Consider the following 13,209-nt stretch of genomic DNA (forward strand, 5'->3'; position numbering starts at 1 on the left):
CCCCGATTCCAGGGGGCGCGTGTTGGCCAGCCGAGCAAAGCCGAAATCGAAGCCGCAGTCGCAGGCCAAATCCCAGAGCCGGGCCAAGCCCAAGCGGTCGCGCGGCCCGTTCGGCCGGCTCCTGCGCATCTTCCTGATCCTGGTCCTGGTGTTCGGCCTGATCGGGCCGGTCGCGGTGGTCACCCTCTATCGCTTCGTGCCGCCGCCGATGACCTTCCTGATGGTCCAGCGGATGTTCGAGGGCCGCGGCTTCGACCGGCGCTGGGTCCCGCTGTCGAAGATCTCGCCGCGGCTGGTCGGCGCGGTGGTCGCCTCCGAGGACGCCGGCTTCTGCCGGCACAACGGCTTCGACGTCGCGGCGATCAAGAAGGCGTTCAAGCACAACGCCAACTCGACGCGGATCCGCGGCGGCTCGACGATCAGCCAGCAGACCGCCAAGAACGTCTTCCTGTGGCCGCGCCGCGACTATGTGCGCAAAGGCCTGGAGGCTTATTTCACCGTCCTGATCGAGCTGATCTGGGGCAAGCCGCGGATCATGGAGGTCTATCTGAACTCCATCGAGTGGGGGCCGGGGATCTACGGCGCCGAGGCCGCCGCCCAGCGCAACTTCGGGGTCAGCGCCGCCAAGCTCAGCCCGGCCCAGGCCGCGCGGCTGGCGGTGATCGTGCCCAAGCCGCTGTCGTGGAAGGCCGACAAGCCCGGCCGCTACGTCCGCAAGCGCTCCGGCACCATCGCCGCGCGCGCCGGGGTGGTCCGTCGCCAGGGTCTGGCCGACTGCGTTTTCCATTGACCAGGGGTCTAATCGGTCGCCCGATCGTTCCAATGTAACATGATGTACCCATCGGGAGGCCTTCATGCGCATCGGCGTGCCCCGCGAGATCAAGTCCGACGAGTACCGGGTGGGCCTGACCCCCACCGCCGTGCGGGAGTACGTCGCCCGCAGCCATGAGGTGCTGGTCGAGCAGGGCGCGGGCGCCGCAGCCGGCTATCCTGACGAGGCCTACCAGCGCGCCGGCGCCCGCCTGGCCGCCGCCGCCGAGGCGGTGTTCGCGGACGCCGAGCTGATCATCAAGGTCAAGGAGCCGCAGCCTGAGGAGTGGGCGAGGCTCGGGCCGCAGCACATCCTGTTCACCTATCTGCACCTCGCCCCCGACCCGCTGCAGGCCGACGGCCTGCTGGCGTCGGGCTGCGCGGCGATTGCCTACGAGACGGTGACCGATGCGGCCGGCGGCCTGCCGCTGCTGGCGCCGATGTCGGAGGTGGCCGGCCGCATCGCCGTCTTCTCCGCCGGCGAGACCCTGCTCAAGCACAACGGCGGCATGGGCCTCTTGATCTCCGGCGTGCCGGGGGTGCCGCCGGCGCGGGTCTGCGTGCTGGGCGGCGGGGTGGTCGGGATGAACGCCGCGCGGATGGCCGCCGGCCTCGGCGCCGAGGTGGTGGTCGTCGAGCGCTCGATCCCGCGCATGCGCGAGCTCGACAACATGTTCCTGGGGCGGATCCTGACCCGCTACTCGACCCTCGACGCGGTCGAGGAGGAGGTGCTGAAGGCCGACGTGGTGATTGGGGCGGTGCTGACCCCGGGGGGCACCGCGCCGAAACTGGTGCGGCGCGAGCACCTGGCGAAGATGAAGCGCGGCTCGGTGCTGGTCGACGTCTCGATCGACCAGGGCGGCTGCTTCGAGACCAGCCGGCCGACCACCCACCACGAGCCGACCTATGTGGTCGACGGCGTGGTCCACTACTGCGTCGCCAACATGCCGGGCGCGGCGCCGCGCACCTCGTCCGAGGCGCTGGTCCACGCGACCCTGCCGTTCGGCCTGCAGCTGGCCAACCGCGGCCTCGAGGCGCTGGCGCAGAACCGCCACCTGGCCAAGGGGCTGAACGTGCTGAAAGGCCAGGTCACCCACCCGGCCGTCGCCGAGGCGCTCGGCAAGCCGTTCGCCGATCCCTACGGGGCGTGGAAATGATCTAGCTCCCCCGCTCGGCGGGGGAGCGGACCCGCGCGCCGAGCGGAGCGAAGAGCGCGTGGGGGGCGGGGGCGAACGGCCGAACAGGGCCGCGCCGCTGCGAAAACGCAGGTGGAAATGCAGCGGGGGCGGCTTGCCCCCTCCACCACCCGCTCTGCGGCGGGCGGTCCCCCTCCCGCCGCTTCGCGGGGGAGGTAGGTCCTTTCTTAAGCCGCCGCCCAGGCGGTCGGGTCGAGCGCCACCGGATCGTCCAGCGCCATCTCGTCCCAGTCGAGGTCCGGCGGCGGGCTGGAGGCGGCGGCGACGACGGCGCTCATCTCGGCGACCGAGGCGACGCCGACCAGCACGGTGGAGGCTTCCGGGCGCGACAGGGCGAAGCCGAGCGCCGCCTGCAGCGGGTCCGATCGGCCTTCGGCGATCAGCCGGCGGGCGCGGGAGATGCGGCTGGCGGCGGCCTTCAGATGGTTCGGCGCGCGGTCCGGCGGCAGGAACAGCAGGCCGTTCAGGAAGATCGAGCGCAGCTGCACCTCGATGTCCATGCCGGCCAGCGTCGAGAGCGTGCCGTCGAGCAGCATGCGCTGGTCGAGCAGCGAGGCCGGCGCCTGCACCACGTCGGGCTTGAAGCGCCGGGCCAGGCCGACCGGATCGTCCGAGGCGTAGACCGAGACGCCGATCTTGCGGCAGAGGCCGGCGTCCTTCAGCGCGCGCAGGCGGTCCCACAGCTTGGGGCCGGCGGGGCTGAGCAGGTCGGTGGCGGACGGCGCCAGGATGGTGTCGCAGGACTCCACGCCCAGCCGGCGCAGCTGCGCGCGCACTTCGGCTTCGGCGTAGTCCGGGCCGCGGTCCGGGCGGACCGTGGTGATGGTGACGCGGAACGGGTGGGGCCGGGGCATGACCCGGCCGAGCGCGAGCTCGGCGGATTCCGAATGACGGCTCGCCTCGAACACCTGCAGGCCCGAGCGCGCGGCGATCGCCAAGATGTCGCGCGCTTCGGCCTCACGCGGGCGGCCGCGGGCGGTGGTCGGCTGGTCGAGGCCGAACTGGCCCGATCCGAGGCCGAGCTTTGAGAGGGGCGATGTCATCAACTGCGGGCTGAGGCTCTGCGTCTCTTCCAAGCCGCCATCTTCCCCGATGATGCCTAAGAACCGGTATCTGAGACCTTGCCGAGGGGTTAATCCGCGCCGGAAGCTGTGGATGACGCCCGCGCCGGCTGGCGGGCCCACACGCGGGACGGACAAGAGGTGGAGGCGGAGATGACGGAAGCGGAGCGGCTGGCGAGAGCGGCCATCGAAAAGACGCTGGCGGCCTGCACCCAGGCCGGCGACGCGCGCAAGGCCGAGGCCTATGCGGGCTGCTTCACCGAGGACGGCGTGCTCGACCTCGGCGAGCGGATGGTCGGCCGCGAGGCGATCCGCAAGTGGATGACCGCGCCGTCGGTCATTCCGCAGCCCGGCGACGGCGGCCAGCGCGGCTACGTCAGCCATCACCTGACGACCTGCCGGATCGAGCTGACCTCCAGCGCGGCGGCGACCGTGCGGACCTACTGGCTGGTGATCAGCGCCGCCGGCCTCGACCACAGCGGCTATTACGACGATCAGTTCGTCGCCGTGGGCGACGACTGGCTGATCGCCTATCGGCGGCCGCGGACGCTGTGGGTGGGGCCGGACAGCCTGGTCGCCGGAAAAGGCCGATAGGACGGGGCTGGGCGCCTGCTTAGCCGACGGGTTAAAATAGGCCGATGCGAGAGCCTTTGCCCGAGTGGCCGCTGTTTGGACTGCCCGAGGACGTGCGCCCGGCGCTGCGCCAGGCGCGCGACGCCGGCCGGCCGCTGGCGCTGGCCACCCTGGTGGCGGTGGGCGGCGGCGGCCCGCGCCCGCCGGGCACCCAGATGGTCTTCGCCGAAGGGATCGTCGCCGGCTATTTCTCCGGCGGCTGCGTCGAGTCCGACGTCGCCGACCACGCCTTCGCCTGCCTCGACGATGGGGCGCCGCGCACCCTGGTCTATGGCGAGGGCAGCCCCTGGCCGGACATCCGCCTGCTGTGCGGCGCGCGCATCGAGATCGTCGTCGAGCGGGTCGCGCCGGACGACGCCGCATTGGCTGAATTGCTCGCCGCCGACGCCGCGCGGCGGCCGGTGGTCTGGGTCAGCGACGGGACGCGCCGGGTCTGTGCGGCCGAGGCTCAACCCTGGCACGGCGCGGTCGTCGTGCGCCCTTACGCGCCGAAGCCCCGGCTGGCGGTGGTGGGCTCCGATCCGACCGCGCTGGCGATCGCCCAACTCGGCGCCCAAGCGGAGTTCGAGACCACCCTGATCCGCCCGAAGGGCCCGGCGACCCCGCCGCCGTTGTGGAACGTCGGCTACCTGCGCCAGGACCCGGCCGAGGCGCTGGCCGCGGTCGGGCTCGACGCCTGGACGGCGGTGGCGATCGCCACCCACGACAGCGACACCGACCACGCCGTCCTGGTCGCGGCGCTGCCGTCGCCGGCGGTCTACGTCGGCCTGCTGGGCGCGCGGCGGCGGCTGTCGGAGCGGTTGGCGCGGCTGCGGGCGGCCGGGATGCCGGAGGCGGCGCTGGCGCGGCTGCACGCCCCGATCGGCCTCGACATTGGCGGCAAGGCGCCCTGGGAGGTCGCCGTCTCGGTGATCGGCGAGATCATCGCCCAGCGCTATGCGCGGGCCAGCGGCGCCACCTCGACCACGTCGCCGGCCGCAGCCGCTGCGGCGCCGGGCGGCCGCCTGAGCAGCGCGTCGGCGACGGCGAAGACGGTGACCAGCGACGAGTCCTGATCGCGGTACGGCTGCACGGTCACCGCGCCGTCGGCGTAGCCAAGCCTGGCCCGCATCCAGTGTTCGCGCGGGCCGTTGGCCGGCAGCGGCGTCTCCAGCTTCGCGGTGATCAGCCGCGGCTGGCTCGGCGCGCCGAGGCAGGCCGCCAGGATCGGCCTCAGGAACAACTCGGCGCAGACGAAGGCCGAGGCCGGATTGCCCGGCAGCCCCAGCAGCAGGCGGCCGTCGCCAAGCGTCCCGAAGAAGGTCGGCTTGCCCGGCCGGATGGCGATGCTGGCGACCTTCAGCTCGAGGCCGAGCTCGCCGGCCGCGGCGCGGACCAGGTCGTGGTCGCCAACAGAGGCCCCGCCGATGGTGACCAGCAGGTCGGCCGGGGCGTCGCGCAGCGCCGTGATCGTCGCCTGCAGGTCGTCGCGCACCGGCCGCGCGGTGACCGGCTCGCCGCCCCAGGCGGCGATCATCGCCGCCAGCGCCAGGGTGCCGGAGTTGTAGATCTGGAACGGGCCGGGCGTGGCCGGCGCGTTGACGATCTCCTCGCCGGTCGACAGCACCGCCACCCGCGGTCGGCGCGACACGGCCAGCTCGGCCCGCCCGGCGGCGGCGGCGAGCGACAGCCGCCACGGGTCGATCCGCTCGCCACGCTGCAGCAGCAGGGCCCCGGCCGCGAAGTCGCCGCCGGCCGGGCGGATATTGGCCCCGGCCTGGCTCGCCGGCACGCGCACCCCCTCGCCGTCGCGCTCGGCGTCCTCCTGGATGACCACCGTATCGCAGCCTTCCGGCACCGCCGCGCCGGTGAAGATCCGCACCGCCTGGCCGGGCGCCACCGCGCCTTCGAAGCCATGCCCCGCCGCGCTCTCGCCGACGATGGCCAGCGCGCCGGGCGCATCGCTGGCCCGCAGCGCCCAGCCGTCCATCGCCGAGGCGCGGAACGGCGGCTGGTCGCGCACCGCCGCCACCTCCTCGGCCAGCACCCGGCCGATGGCGTCGGCCAGCGCGACGCGCTCGGCGGGCAAGGCCGTGACCTCGGCCAACATCCGCGCGCGGGCGTCTTCGACGGGGAGAAGCTTCATGGGTTTGTCATCCGCTCGTCCCCGCGAAAGCGGGGATCCAGGCTTTTTTGTTTCTGAGCACCCGCGGCGCTCACGCAACCAGGCTGCATTACGCAAAAAACCTGGGCCCCCGCTTTCGCGGGGGTGAGCGGTTGAAGGCTTATTCCGCCGTCCAGTCGCCGGACTTGCCGCCGGTCTTCTCCAAGAGCCGCACGGCCTCGATGACCATGCCTTTCTCGGCGGCCTTCAGCATGTCGTAGAGCGTCAGGCAGGCGACCGAGACGGCGGTCAGCGCCTCCATCTCGACGCCGGTCGGGCCGGTGGTTTTCACCCGGGCGGAAACCGAGAGCCCGCCTTCGGCCGGCTCGACGCGGACCTCGACCTTCGACAGCGCCAGCGGATGGCACATCGGGATCAGGTCCGACGTCCGCTTCGCCGCCATCACGCCGGCGATCTCGGCCACCGCGCGGACGTCGCCCTTCTTGCCCTCGCCGGCCAGCGCCAGCTTCAGCGTCTCAGGGCTCATGCGGACGAAGCCCGCGGCCACCGCCTCGCGGGTCGTGGCGGCCTTGTCGGAGACGTCGACCATCCGCGCGCGGCCGGTCTCGTCGATATGGGTCAGGCGGGTCATTTTTCGTGCAGCCTGGGCATCATCTCGACCATGTTGCAGGGGCCGTGCCGGCTGTCGAGCTGCTGCGAGATGACCTTGTCCCAGCCGTCCTTCACCGCCCCGTTGGAGCCCGGCAGGCAGAAGACGAAGACGCCCTTGACGATGCCGGCCAGCGCCCGCGACTGCAGGGTCGACAGGCCGACCGACTGGTAGCTGACCAGGTGGAAGACCACCGAGAAGGCGTCGATCTCCTTGTCGAACAGTGGGCGGATGGCCTCCGGCGTCACGTCGCGGCCGGTGATCCCGGTGCCGCCGGTCGAGACGATCGCCTCGACGCCGGCGGCGACCCAGTCCAGCACCTGCTTGCGGATCGTCTCGATCTCGTCGCGGACGATCGCCCGGGCGACCAGCTCGTGGCCGGCGTCGGTCACCCGGCTGGCCAGTAGGTCGCCGGAGGTGTCGTTCGAGGCGTCGCGGGTGTCGGAGACGGTCAGCACCGCGACGCGCACCGCCTTGCGCGGCCGGGTTTCGTCGATTCTGCCGCCGGGCTGCAGGACGGGGGCGTTCATGTGCGGGCTCCTCGAGTCTCGCCGAGCTTTCTAGACCCTTGCCGTCAAGGAAGCCTACTCCCAGCGGGCGATGTCGGCGTGGTCCTCCGCGCGCGGCTCGATCCAGCGCTCGCCGGCCGGGCCGTGCTCCTTCTTCCAGAAGGGGGCGCGGCTCTTCAGGTAGTCCATCAGATAGTCGCAGGCCTCGAACGCCTCGCGCCGGTGCGACGCGGCGGTGGCGACGAAGACGATCGGCTCGCCCGGCGCGATTTTGCCGACGCGGTGCAGGATCAAGAGGTCGGCGAGGCCGAAGCGCGCGCGCGCCTGCTCGGCGATCTCGCCGATCGCGGCCTCGGTGAAGCCGGGATAGGCCTCCAGCTCGAGGGTGGTCGTGGCCCCGGCCTCGGCGCGCGCCAGGCCGGTGAAGCTCGCCACCGCGCCGACCTCGGCCCGGCCCTGGCAGAAGCCGGAGAGCTCGGCGCCGGGATCGAACGCCTGGTCGAGCAGCCGGATCATCTCAGCCGCCGCTCATCGGCGGCAGGAAGGCGACCTCGGCGGTCGGCGACAGCGCCGCGTCGCCGCGGACGATCGCCTGGTCGAGCGCCACCTGGACGCCGGGCCGGGCCAGCGCCTCGCCGAGCGCCGCGTCCTGTGCGCCCAGGAGGGCGCGCAGCTCAGACAAGGTGGTGGCGACGAGGTCGCGCTCGCGCCAGCCGGCGAGGTCGCGCAAGGGGCCGAACAGCAGCACGCGCGCCATCTCAGCCGCCCGTCGTCGACATGTGGCGCGAGACCGAGGGGCCGGCGGCGCGGGCGATCTTGAAGTCGTGGCCCTTCGGCTTGGCGAGGATGCCGTTGCGGATCACCTCCTCCAGCTCGGCGTCCGAGGCCCCGGCGCGCAGCACCGCGCGCAGGTCGGTGGCGTCTTCCTGGCCGAGGCAGGTGTGCAGGGTGCCGGTGCAGGTCAGCCGCACGCGATTGCAGGCCTCGCAGAAATTGTGGCTGAGCGGGGTGATGAAGCCGAGCCGGCCGCCGGTCTCCTCGACCCGCACGTAGCGCGCCGGGCCGCCGGTCGACATGGAAAGGTCGCTCAGCGTCCAGAAGCTCTCCAGCTCGCGGCGCACGGCGGCCAGCGACAGGTATTGGTCGGTGCGGTCGGCGTCGATCTCGCCCATCGGCATGGTCTCGATCAGGGTGATGTCGAGCCCTTGGCCGTGCGCCCAGGCGATCAGCTCGGGCAGTTCGGCGGCGTTGTCGTGGGCCAGCGCCACGGCGTTGATCTTGACCTTCAGGCCGGCGGCCTGGGCCGCTTCGATCCCGGCCAGCACCTTGGCGACGTCGCCGCCGCGGGTCAGCGTCTTGAACAGCTCCGGCTTGCGGCTGTCGAGCGAGACGTTGATCCGCTTCACCCCGGCCGCGGCGAGCTCGCCGGCGAACTCGGCCAGCCGGGTGCCGTTGGTGGTCAGCGTCACTTCGTCCAGCGCGCCGGAGGCGAGATGGCGGCTCAGCGAGCGGATCAGGTCCATCAGCCCCTTGCGCACCAGCGGCTCGCCGCCGGTGATCCGCAGCTTGCGCGTGCCGAGCCCGACGAAGGTGGCCGCGACCCGGTCCAGCTCCTCCAGGGTGAGCAGCTCAGCCTTCGGCAGGAAGACCATGTGCTCGGCCATGCAGTAGACGCAGCGCAGGTCGCAGCGGTCGGTGACCGACAGGCGCAGGTAGCTCACCTTGCGCCCGAAACCGTCGACGAGCGGCGTCGGGGCTTGCGCGGGACTGGAGTCGTAGGGCGACATGACGCGGATAACATAGCGATGCGAAGGCGATGACGACAGAGGCGCGCGAAGCGGGTGTGTTGGAGGCGGTGGTACTGGCCGCGGGCGCCGCGCGGCGCTTCGGCGGCGGCAAGCTGCTGGCCCCCTGGCGCGGCGGCGTGCTGCTCGACGGGGCGCTGGCGGCGGCCTTCGCCGCGCCGGTGCGCAGCGTCACCGTGGTGACCGGCGCGGACGCCGAAGCGGTCGCCGCGGCCGCGCAGACCTTCGCCGAGGGGATCGGCGAGGGGGCGCGGCTGCGGGTCGTCCACGCCGCCGATCACGCCGAAGGCATGGCCGGCTCGTTGCGCGCCGGAATCGCCAGCCTGCCGGCGGACGCGGCGGGGGTGTTCATCTTCCTCGGCGACATGCCGCGGGCGCCCACGGCCGTGCTGGCGCCGCTCGCGGACCAGCTCGCGGCGGGCGCCCTTTGCGCGGCGCCGATGTTCCAGGGCAGCCGCGGCCATCCGACGGTGTTCGCCGCCGCCCTCTTTCCCGACCTGCTGGCGCTGACCGGCGACCAGGGCGCCCGCAAGGTGCTGGAGCGCGTCGGCCCGGCGTTGGTGGAAGCGCCTGACGACGGCGTGCTGTTCGACGTCGACGAGCGCGGGGATCTCGGCTGAGCCAGGCAGATGCTCCCCCTGAGGGGAGGATCTTCGGCATCACCCCTTCACGAACGGCAGGCTGGTCGTCGGCGGGCTTCCCAGCGCCAGCAGGGCGTTGGCGACCGCCGGGGCGATCACCGGGGTGCCCGGTTCGCCGACCCCGCTGGGCGGGTTGGCGGAGGGGAGGATGTAGGTCTCGACCGTCGGGGCTTCGGAATGGCGCAGCACCCGGTAGGCGTCGAAGTTGGTCTGCTGCACCACCCCGTCCTCCAGGGTGATCTGGCCGAACAGGGCGGCGGAGAGGCCGAAGCAGGTGCCGCCCTCCATCTGCGCGGCGACCTGGTCGGGAGCGACGGCGAGCCCGCAGTCGACCGCGGTCACCACCCGGCCGACCTTCGGCGTTCCATCCACCAGCTGCACCTCGGCGACCTGCGCGACCACCGAGCCGAAGCTCTCGTGCACCGCGACGCCGCGGGTCCAGCCGGCCGGCGCGGGGGTGTCCCAGCCGGCCTTCTCGGCGGCGAGGTTCAGCACCGCGAGATGTCGGTTCGCCCCGGCCTTGGCGTAGAGCGCCCGGCGATAGGCGACCGGATCCTTGCCGGCCGCCTTCGCCAACTGGTCGACGGTGTGCTCCATGACGAAGGCGGTGTGGGTCGCCCCGACCGAGCGCCACCAGGAGATTGGGACCTTGCCGTCCGGCGTCAGCAGCTGAGCGTCGACCACCGGGGTGGCCTTCAGATAGGGCGAGCCGAAGGTCCCCTCGACGGCGGTGCGGTCGAGCTTGCCGCCGCCCATCGGCGAGCCGCTCATGATCGACTGGGTGACGACCCGGTGGCGCCAGGTCGCCGGCAGGCCGTCCTTGTCGACGGTCACGCGGACGGCGTGGTGCACCAGCGGCCGGTAGCAGCCGGCGGCCATGTCGTCCTCGCGCGTCCAGACCAGCTTGACCGGCCGGCCGTCGCCGACCTGCTTGGCGATGCGCACGCACTCGGCGACGTAGTCGGAGCTGAAGTTCGCCCGCCGGCCGAAGCTGCCGCCGGCGTAGAGGGTCTCGATGGTCACCGCGCCGGGCAGCACGCCGACGATCTTCGCGGTGTTCAGCTGGTCCATGGTCGGAGCCTGCGAGCCGAACGTCAGGTGGGCCGAGCGGCCCTTCACCTGCGCCACGCAGTTCATCGGCTCCATCGCGGCGTGGGCGAGATAGGGGAAGTCGTAGGTTAGCTCGACCACCGCCGTCCCGCCTTGCGCCGCGGCCGCGTCGCCGCGGCTGTCGAACGCCTGCCACTTCAGCTTGCCCAGCGGGGCCTTGCCGGCGGCGAGCTCGCGGTACGACCCGGCGATCGCCGCACTCGAGCGCTTCTCCGCCTCGCCGTCGTCCCAGGTGACCGACAGCGCGTCGCGCCCCTGGCGGGCGATCCAGGTGTTTTCGGCGACGACCGCGATCCCGGTCGGGATCTCGAAGACGTCGACCACGCCGGGGATCCGGCGCGCGGCGGCGGCGTCGAAGCTGGCGACCTTGCCGCCGAACCGCGGGCTGTGCGCGACCATGGCGACCAGCATGTTCGGCAGTTGGACGTCCTGGGTGAAGCGCGCGGTTCCGTCGCTCTTGGCCTGGGCGTCCTTGCGCCGGATGCGGTCGGTGCCGATCAGGGTGAAGTCCTTCGGGTCCTTCAGCGTCGGCGTCTGCGGCGGCGCGACCTTGGCGGCGGCGGGCAGCAGGGCGGCGAACGGCGCCTCGCGGCCGGACTTCTCGTGGCGCACCACGCCGTCGTGCACGGTGACCTCGGCGGCGGGCGCGCCCCAGGCCTGGGCGGCGGCCGTGACGAGCATCGCGCGCGCCGCGGCGCCGGCGGTGCGCAGCTGGGTCCAGGAGCCGGCGATCGCGCTGGAGCCACCGGTGCCCTGGGTGCCGCCCATCACCGGGTTGCCGTAGAGCTTGGCGTTGGCCGGCGCCTGCTCGACCCGCACCTTGGTCCAGTCGGCGTCGAGCTCCTCGGCGACGATCGCCGCCAGGCCGGCGCCCGACCCCTGGCCGAACTCGATGTGCTTGGAGACCACGGTCACCCAGCCGTCGGGCGCGATCTTCAGGAACGGGCCGAAGGCCCCGACCTCGTTCGGCGCGCCGAGGCTGAGGACGTCGGCCGGCGAGCAGCCGACCAGCAGGGCGCCGCCGGCCAGGGTCGCGCCGACGCGCAGCGCCTCGCGGCGGGACAGGCCTGCAGGCTTGACGGGAAGGTTCATCGCGCCGCGCCTCACGTCCGCAGCACCGGCGCCGCCGGTGTCAGGCCCGCGGCGTCTTTGATCGCCGCCTTGATCCGCTGATAGGTGCCGCAACGGCAGATGTTGCCGTCCATCGCCGCGTCGATCTCGCTGTCCGAAGGCTTCGGCGTGCTGGCGAGCAGGGCCGCGGCGCTCATGATCTGGCCGGACTGGCAGTAGCCGCATTGCGGCACGTCGTGCCGCACCCAGGCGAGTTGCAGCGGATGGCCGCCGCCGAGGCCCTCGATGGTCGCGACCTGGCCGGCGCCGATCGCCGAGACCGGCGTCTGGCAGGCGCGGATCGGCAGGCCGTCGAGATGCACCGTGCAGGCGCCGCACTGGGCCACGCCGCAGCCGTACTTCGTGCCGGTGAGCTGGAGCTCGTCGCGCAGCACCCAGAGCAGCGGCGTTTCGGGCGCCGCCTGCACCTGATGCGCCTGGCCGTTAACCTGCAAGGTGAGCACCATTCCGATCTCCGCAATCCAGCTTTTGCCGATGCTAGAGCCTGTTGCGGAAAAGTGGACATCGGAATTGCGGGGCCGGTAAGCCTGAGCCCGCTTTCAGATTTGAGTTCGAGGTCGCCGTGGACGCCTTTCCCGCCTTCTTCCCGCTGGCCGGCCGCACGGTGGTGATCGCCGGTTCCGGCGAACCTGCCGAGGCCAAGGTGCGGCTGTTCGCCGGCTCGCCCGCCCGGCTGGTGCGGCTGGACGGCGCCGCGGCGCGCGATCCGGCCAGCTACGCCGGCGTGGCGCTGGCGTTCGTGGCGAGCGCCGACGACGACTTCGCCGCCGCCGCCGGGGCCGCCGCGCGCGCCGCGCACGTGCCGGTGAACGTCGTCGACCGGCCGCAGCTGTGCGACTTCACCACGCCGGCGGTGATCGACCGCGGCGAGGTGGTGGCGGCGATCGGCACCGGCGGCGCTTCGCCGATGCTGGCGACCCTGCTGCGCCAGGACATCGAGGCCCGGGTGCCCGAGGGCGCGGGGCGGGTCGCGGCGCTGTTCCGCACCCTGCAGGACGAGGTCCGCGCGGCGCTGCCGGACGTCGGCCGCCGGCGCAGCTTCCTGCGCGCGGCGTTGACCGGCCCGGCGTCGCAGGCGGCGATGGGCGGCGACATGGCGCGCGCCACGGAGTTGCTGCGCCAGGCGCTGGCCGCCGACACGCCGCTGGCCGGCGCGGTCCAGTTCGTCGACGCGCGCGGCCCGGCCGACCTTCTGACCCTGCGCGCCGCCCGCGCGCTGGCGGCCGCCGACGTGCTGATTCCGGATGAGGGCGCCCACGCCGACGTGCTGGGGCTGGCCCGGCGCGACGCCGAGCGTCGCAGCCCGGGCGGTGTCGACCAGCTCGCCGAGCTGGCCGGGGAGGGCCGCTGCGTGGTGCGGCTGATCGTCGGCACCGGCTGGCGGCAGGAGGCGGCCGCGCTCGACGCCGCCGGGGTGCTCACGGAGGTGCTGCCGATCGCGAGCTGAGGCTCTCGAAAGGAGTTCGTCATCCCGGACGGCCTGCAAGGCCGATCCGGGACCCAGGGGCCCTGCGCGCCGCCCTGGGTCCCGGTTCTACGCTGCGCTTCGGCCGGGATGAC

14 protein-coding genes and 2 pseudogenes are annotated in these 13,209 nt (G+C 72.9%); 6 read left to right on the top strand and 10 right to left on the bottom strand.

Annotated features, from left to right (window positions below; translation table 11 throughout):
* Nucleotides 1–121 precede the first annotated feature (121 nt).
* Both mtgA and ald read left to right on the top strand, forming a co-directional pair.
* On the top strand, nt 122–790 hold the full coding sequence (gene mtgA, locus ACSQ14_RS01930; protein ID WP_436015333.1) for a monofunctional biosynthetic peptidoglycan transglycosylase: 669 nt from the start codon (nt 122–124) through the stop codon (nt 788–790).
* Between the two features lie 64 nt (nt 791–854).
* Nucleotides 855–1,967, top strand: coding sequence for an alanine dehydrogenase (ald, locus tag ACSQ14_RS01935; protein WP_436009171.1), 1,113 nt, complete (start codon nt 855–857; stop codon nt 1,965–1,967).
* Nucleotides 1,968–2,173: 206 nt separating this feature from the next.
* On the opposite strand, the gene ACSQ14_RS01940 is transcribed toward ald, so the two are convergent.
* Nucleotides 2,174–3,049 carry a bifunctional regulator KidO gene (locus ACSQ14_RS01940; RefSeq protein ID WP_436015335.1) on the bottom strand — a complete coding sequence of 292 codons (876 nt, stop codon included), beginning with the start codon at nt 3,047–3,049 and terminating at the stop codon, nt 2,174–2,176.
* A gap of 171 nt (nt 3,050–3,220) precedes the next feature.
* Here ACSQ14_RS01940 and ACSQ14_RS01945 point away from each other — a divergent pair, with 171 nt between their 5' ends.
* Together ACSQ14_RS01945 and ACSQ14_RS01950 are read left to right on the top strand one after the other, a co-directional pair.
* Nucleotides 3,221–3,661 carry a nuclear transport factor 2 family protein gene (locus tag ACSQ14_RS01945; protein WP_436009173.1) on the top strand — a complete coding sequence of 147 codons (441 nt, stop codon included), beginning with the start codon at nt 3,221–3,223 and terminating at the stop codon, nt 3,659–3,661.
* 44 nt (nt 3,662–3,705) lie between these two features.
* Nucleotides 3,706–4,611 (top strand): annotated as a pseudogene (locus ACSQ14_RS01950) (XdhC family protein); the annotation flags it as partial.
* 23 nt (nt 4,612–4,634) lie between these two features.
* On the opposite strand, the gene ACSQ14_RS01955 reads toward ACSQ14_RS01950, so the two are convergent.
* From ACSQ14_RS01955 to moaA, 6 genes are all read right to left on the bottom strand, one after another.
* Nucleotides 4,635–5,825, bottom strand: a complete 1,191-nt coding sequence (locus ACSQ14_RS01955) for a molybdopterin molybdotransferase MoeA (RefSeq protein WP_436009175.1) — start codon at nt 5,823–5,825, stop codon at nt 4,635–4,637.
* A gap of 139 nt (nt 5,826–5,964) precedes the next feature.
* Nucleotides 5,965–6,435, bottom strand: a complete 471-nt coding sequence (gene moaC / locus ACSQ14_RS01960; protein WP_436009177.1) for a cyclic pyranopterin monophosphate synthase MoaC — start codon at nt 6,433–6,435, stop codon at nt 5,965–5,967.
* Nucleotides 6,432–6,983, bottom strand: coding sequence for a molybdenum cofactor biosynthesis protein B (gene moaB, locus ACSQ14_RS01965; RefSeq protein WP_436009179.1), 552 nt, complete (start codon nt 6,981–6,983; stop codon nt 6,432–6,434). Before moaB ends, moaC begins: the two co-directional genes overlap by 4 nt.
* 54 nt (nt 6,984–7,037) lie before the next feature.
* A complete protein-coding gene (locus ACSQ14_RS01970; RefSeq protein WP_436009181.1) occupies nt 7,038–7,478 on the bottom strand; it encodes a molybdenum cofactor biosynthesis protein MoaE in 441 nt (146 codons plus the stop codon).
* 1 nt (nt 7,479) lies between these two features.
* A complete protein-coding gene (locus ACSQ14_RS01975; RefSeq protein ID WP_436009183.1) occupies nt 7,480–7,719 on the bottom strand; it encodes a MoaD/ThiS family protein in 240 nt (79 codons plus the stop codon).
* Between the two features lies 1 nt (nt 7,720).
* Nucleotides 7,721–8,749 (bottom strand): GTP 3',8-cyclase MoaA, encoded by a 1,029-nt coding sequence (gene moaA / locus ACSQ14_RS01980; RefSeq protein ID WP_436009185.1) that lies wholly within the window; start codon nt 8,747–8,749, stop codon nt 7,721–7,723.
* Nucleotides 8,750–8,778: 29 nt separating this feature from the next.
* Here moaA and ACSQ14_RS01985 point away from each other — a divergent pair, with 29 nt between their 5' ends.
* Nucleotides 8,779–9,387 (top strand): nucleotidyltransferase family protein, encoded by a 609-nt coding sequence (locus ACSQ14_RS01985; RefSeq protein WP_436009187.1) that lies wholly within the window; start codon nt 8,779–8,781, stop codon nt 9,385–9,387.
* A gap of 39 nt (nt 9,388–9,426) precedes the next feature.
* Here ACSQ14_RS01985 and ACSQ14_RS01990 read toward each other — a convergent pair whose 3' ends face one another.
* Together ACSQ14_RS01990 and ACSQ14_RS01995 are read right to left on the bottom strand one after the other, a co-directional pair.
* Nucleotides 9,427–11,610 carry a molybdopterin cofactor-binding domain-containing protein gene (locus ACSQ14_RS01990; protein ID WP_436009189.1) on the bottom strand — a complete coding sequence of 728 codons (2,184 nt, stop codon included), beginning with the start codon at nt 11,608–11,610 and terminating at the stop codon, nt 9,427–9,429.
* Between the two features lie 11 nt (nt 11,611–11,621).
* Nucleotides 11,622–12,095, bottom strand: a complete 474-nt coding sequence (locus ACSQ14_RS01995) for a (2Fe-2S)-binding protein (RefSeq protein ID WP_436009191.1) — start codon at nt 12,093–12,095, stop codon at nt 11,622–11,624.
* 116 nt (nt 12,096–12,211) lie between these two features.
* Here ACSQ14_RS01995 and ACSQ14_RS02000 point away from each other — a divergent pair, with 116 nt between their 5' ends.
* Nucleotides 12,212–13,096, top strand: coding sequence for a precorrin-2 dehydrogenase/sirohydrochlorin ferrochelatase family protein (locus ACSQ14_RS02000; protein ID WP_436009193.1), 885 nt, complete (start codon nt 12,212–12,214; stop codon nt 13,094–13,096).
* A gap of 18 nt (nt 13,097–13,114) precedes the next feature.
* Here the strand turns inward: ACSQ14_RS02000 and ACSQ14_RS02005 are convergent.
* A pseudogene (locus ACSQ14_RS02005) lies at nt 13,115–13,207 on the bottom strand (hypothetical protein); the annotation flags it as partial.
* Nucleotides 13,208–13,209: the final 2 nt, after the last annotated feature.

It is taken from the genome of Phenylobacterium sp. LjRoot219 (assembly GCF_964252995.1).
Taxonomy (GTDB): Bacteria; Pseudomonadota; Alphaproteobacteria; order Caulobacterales; family Caulobacteraceae; genus Phenylobacterium.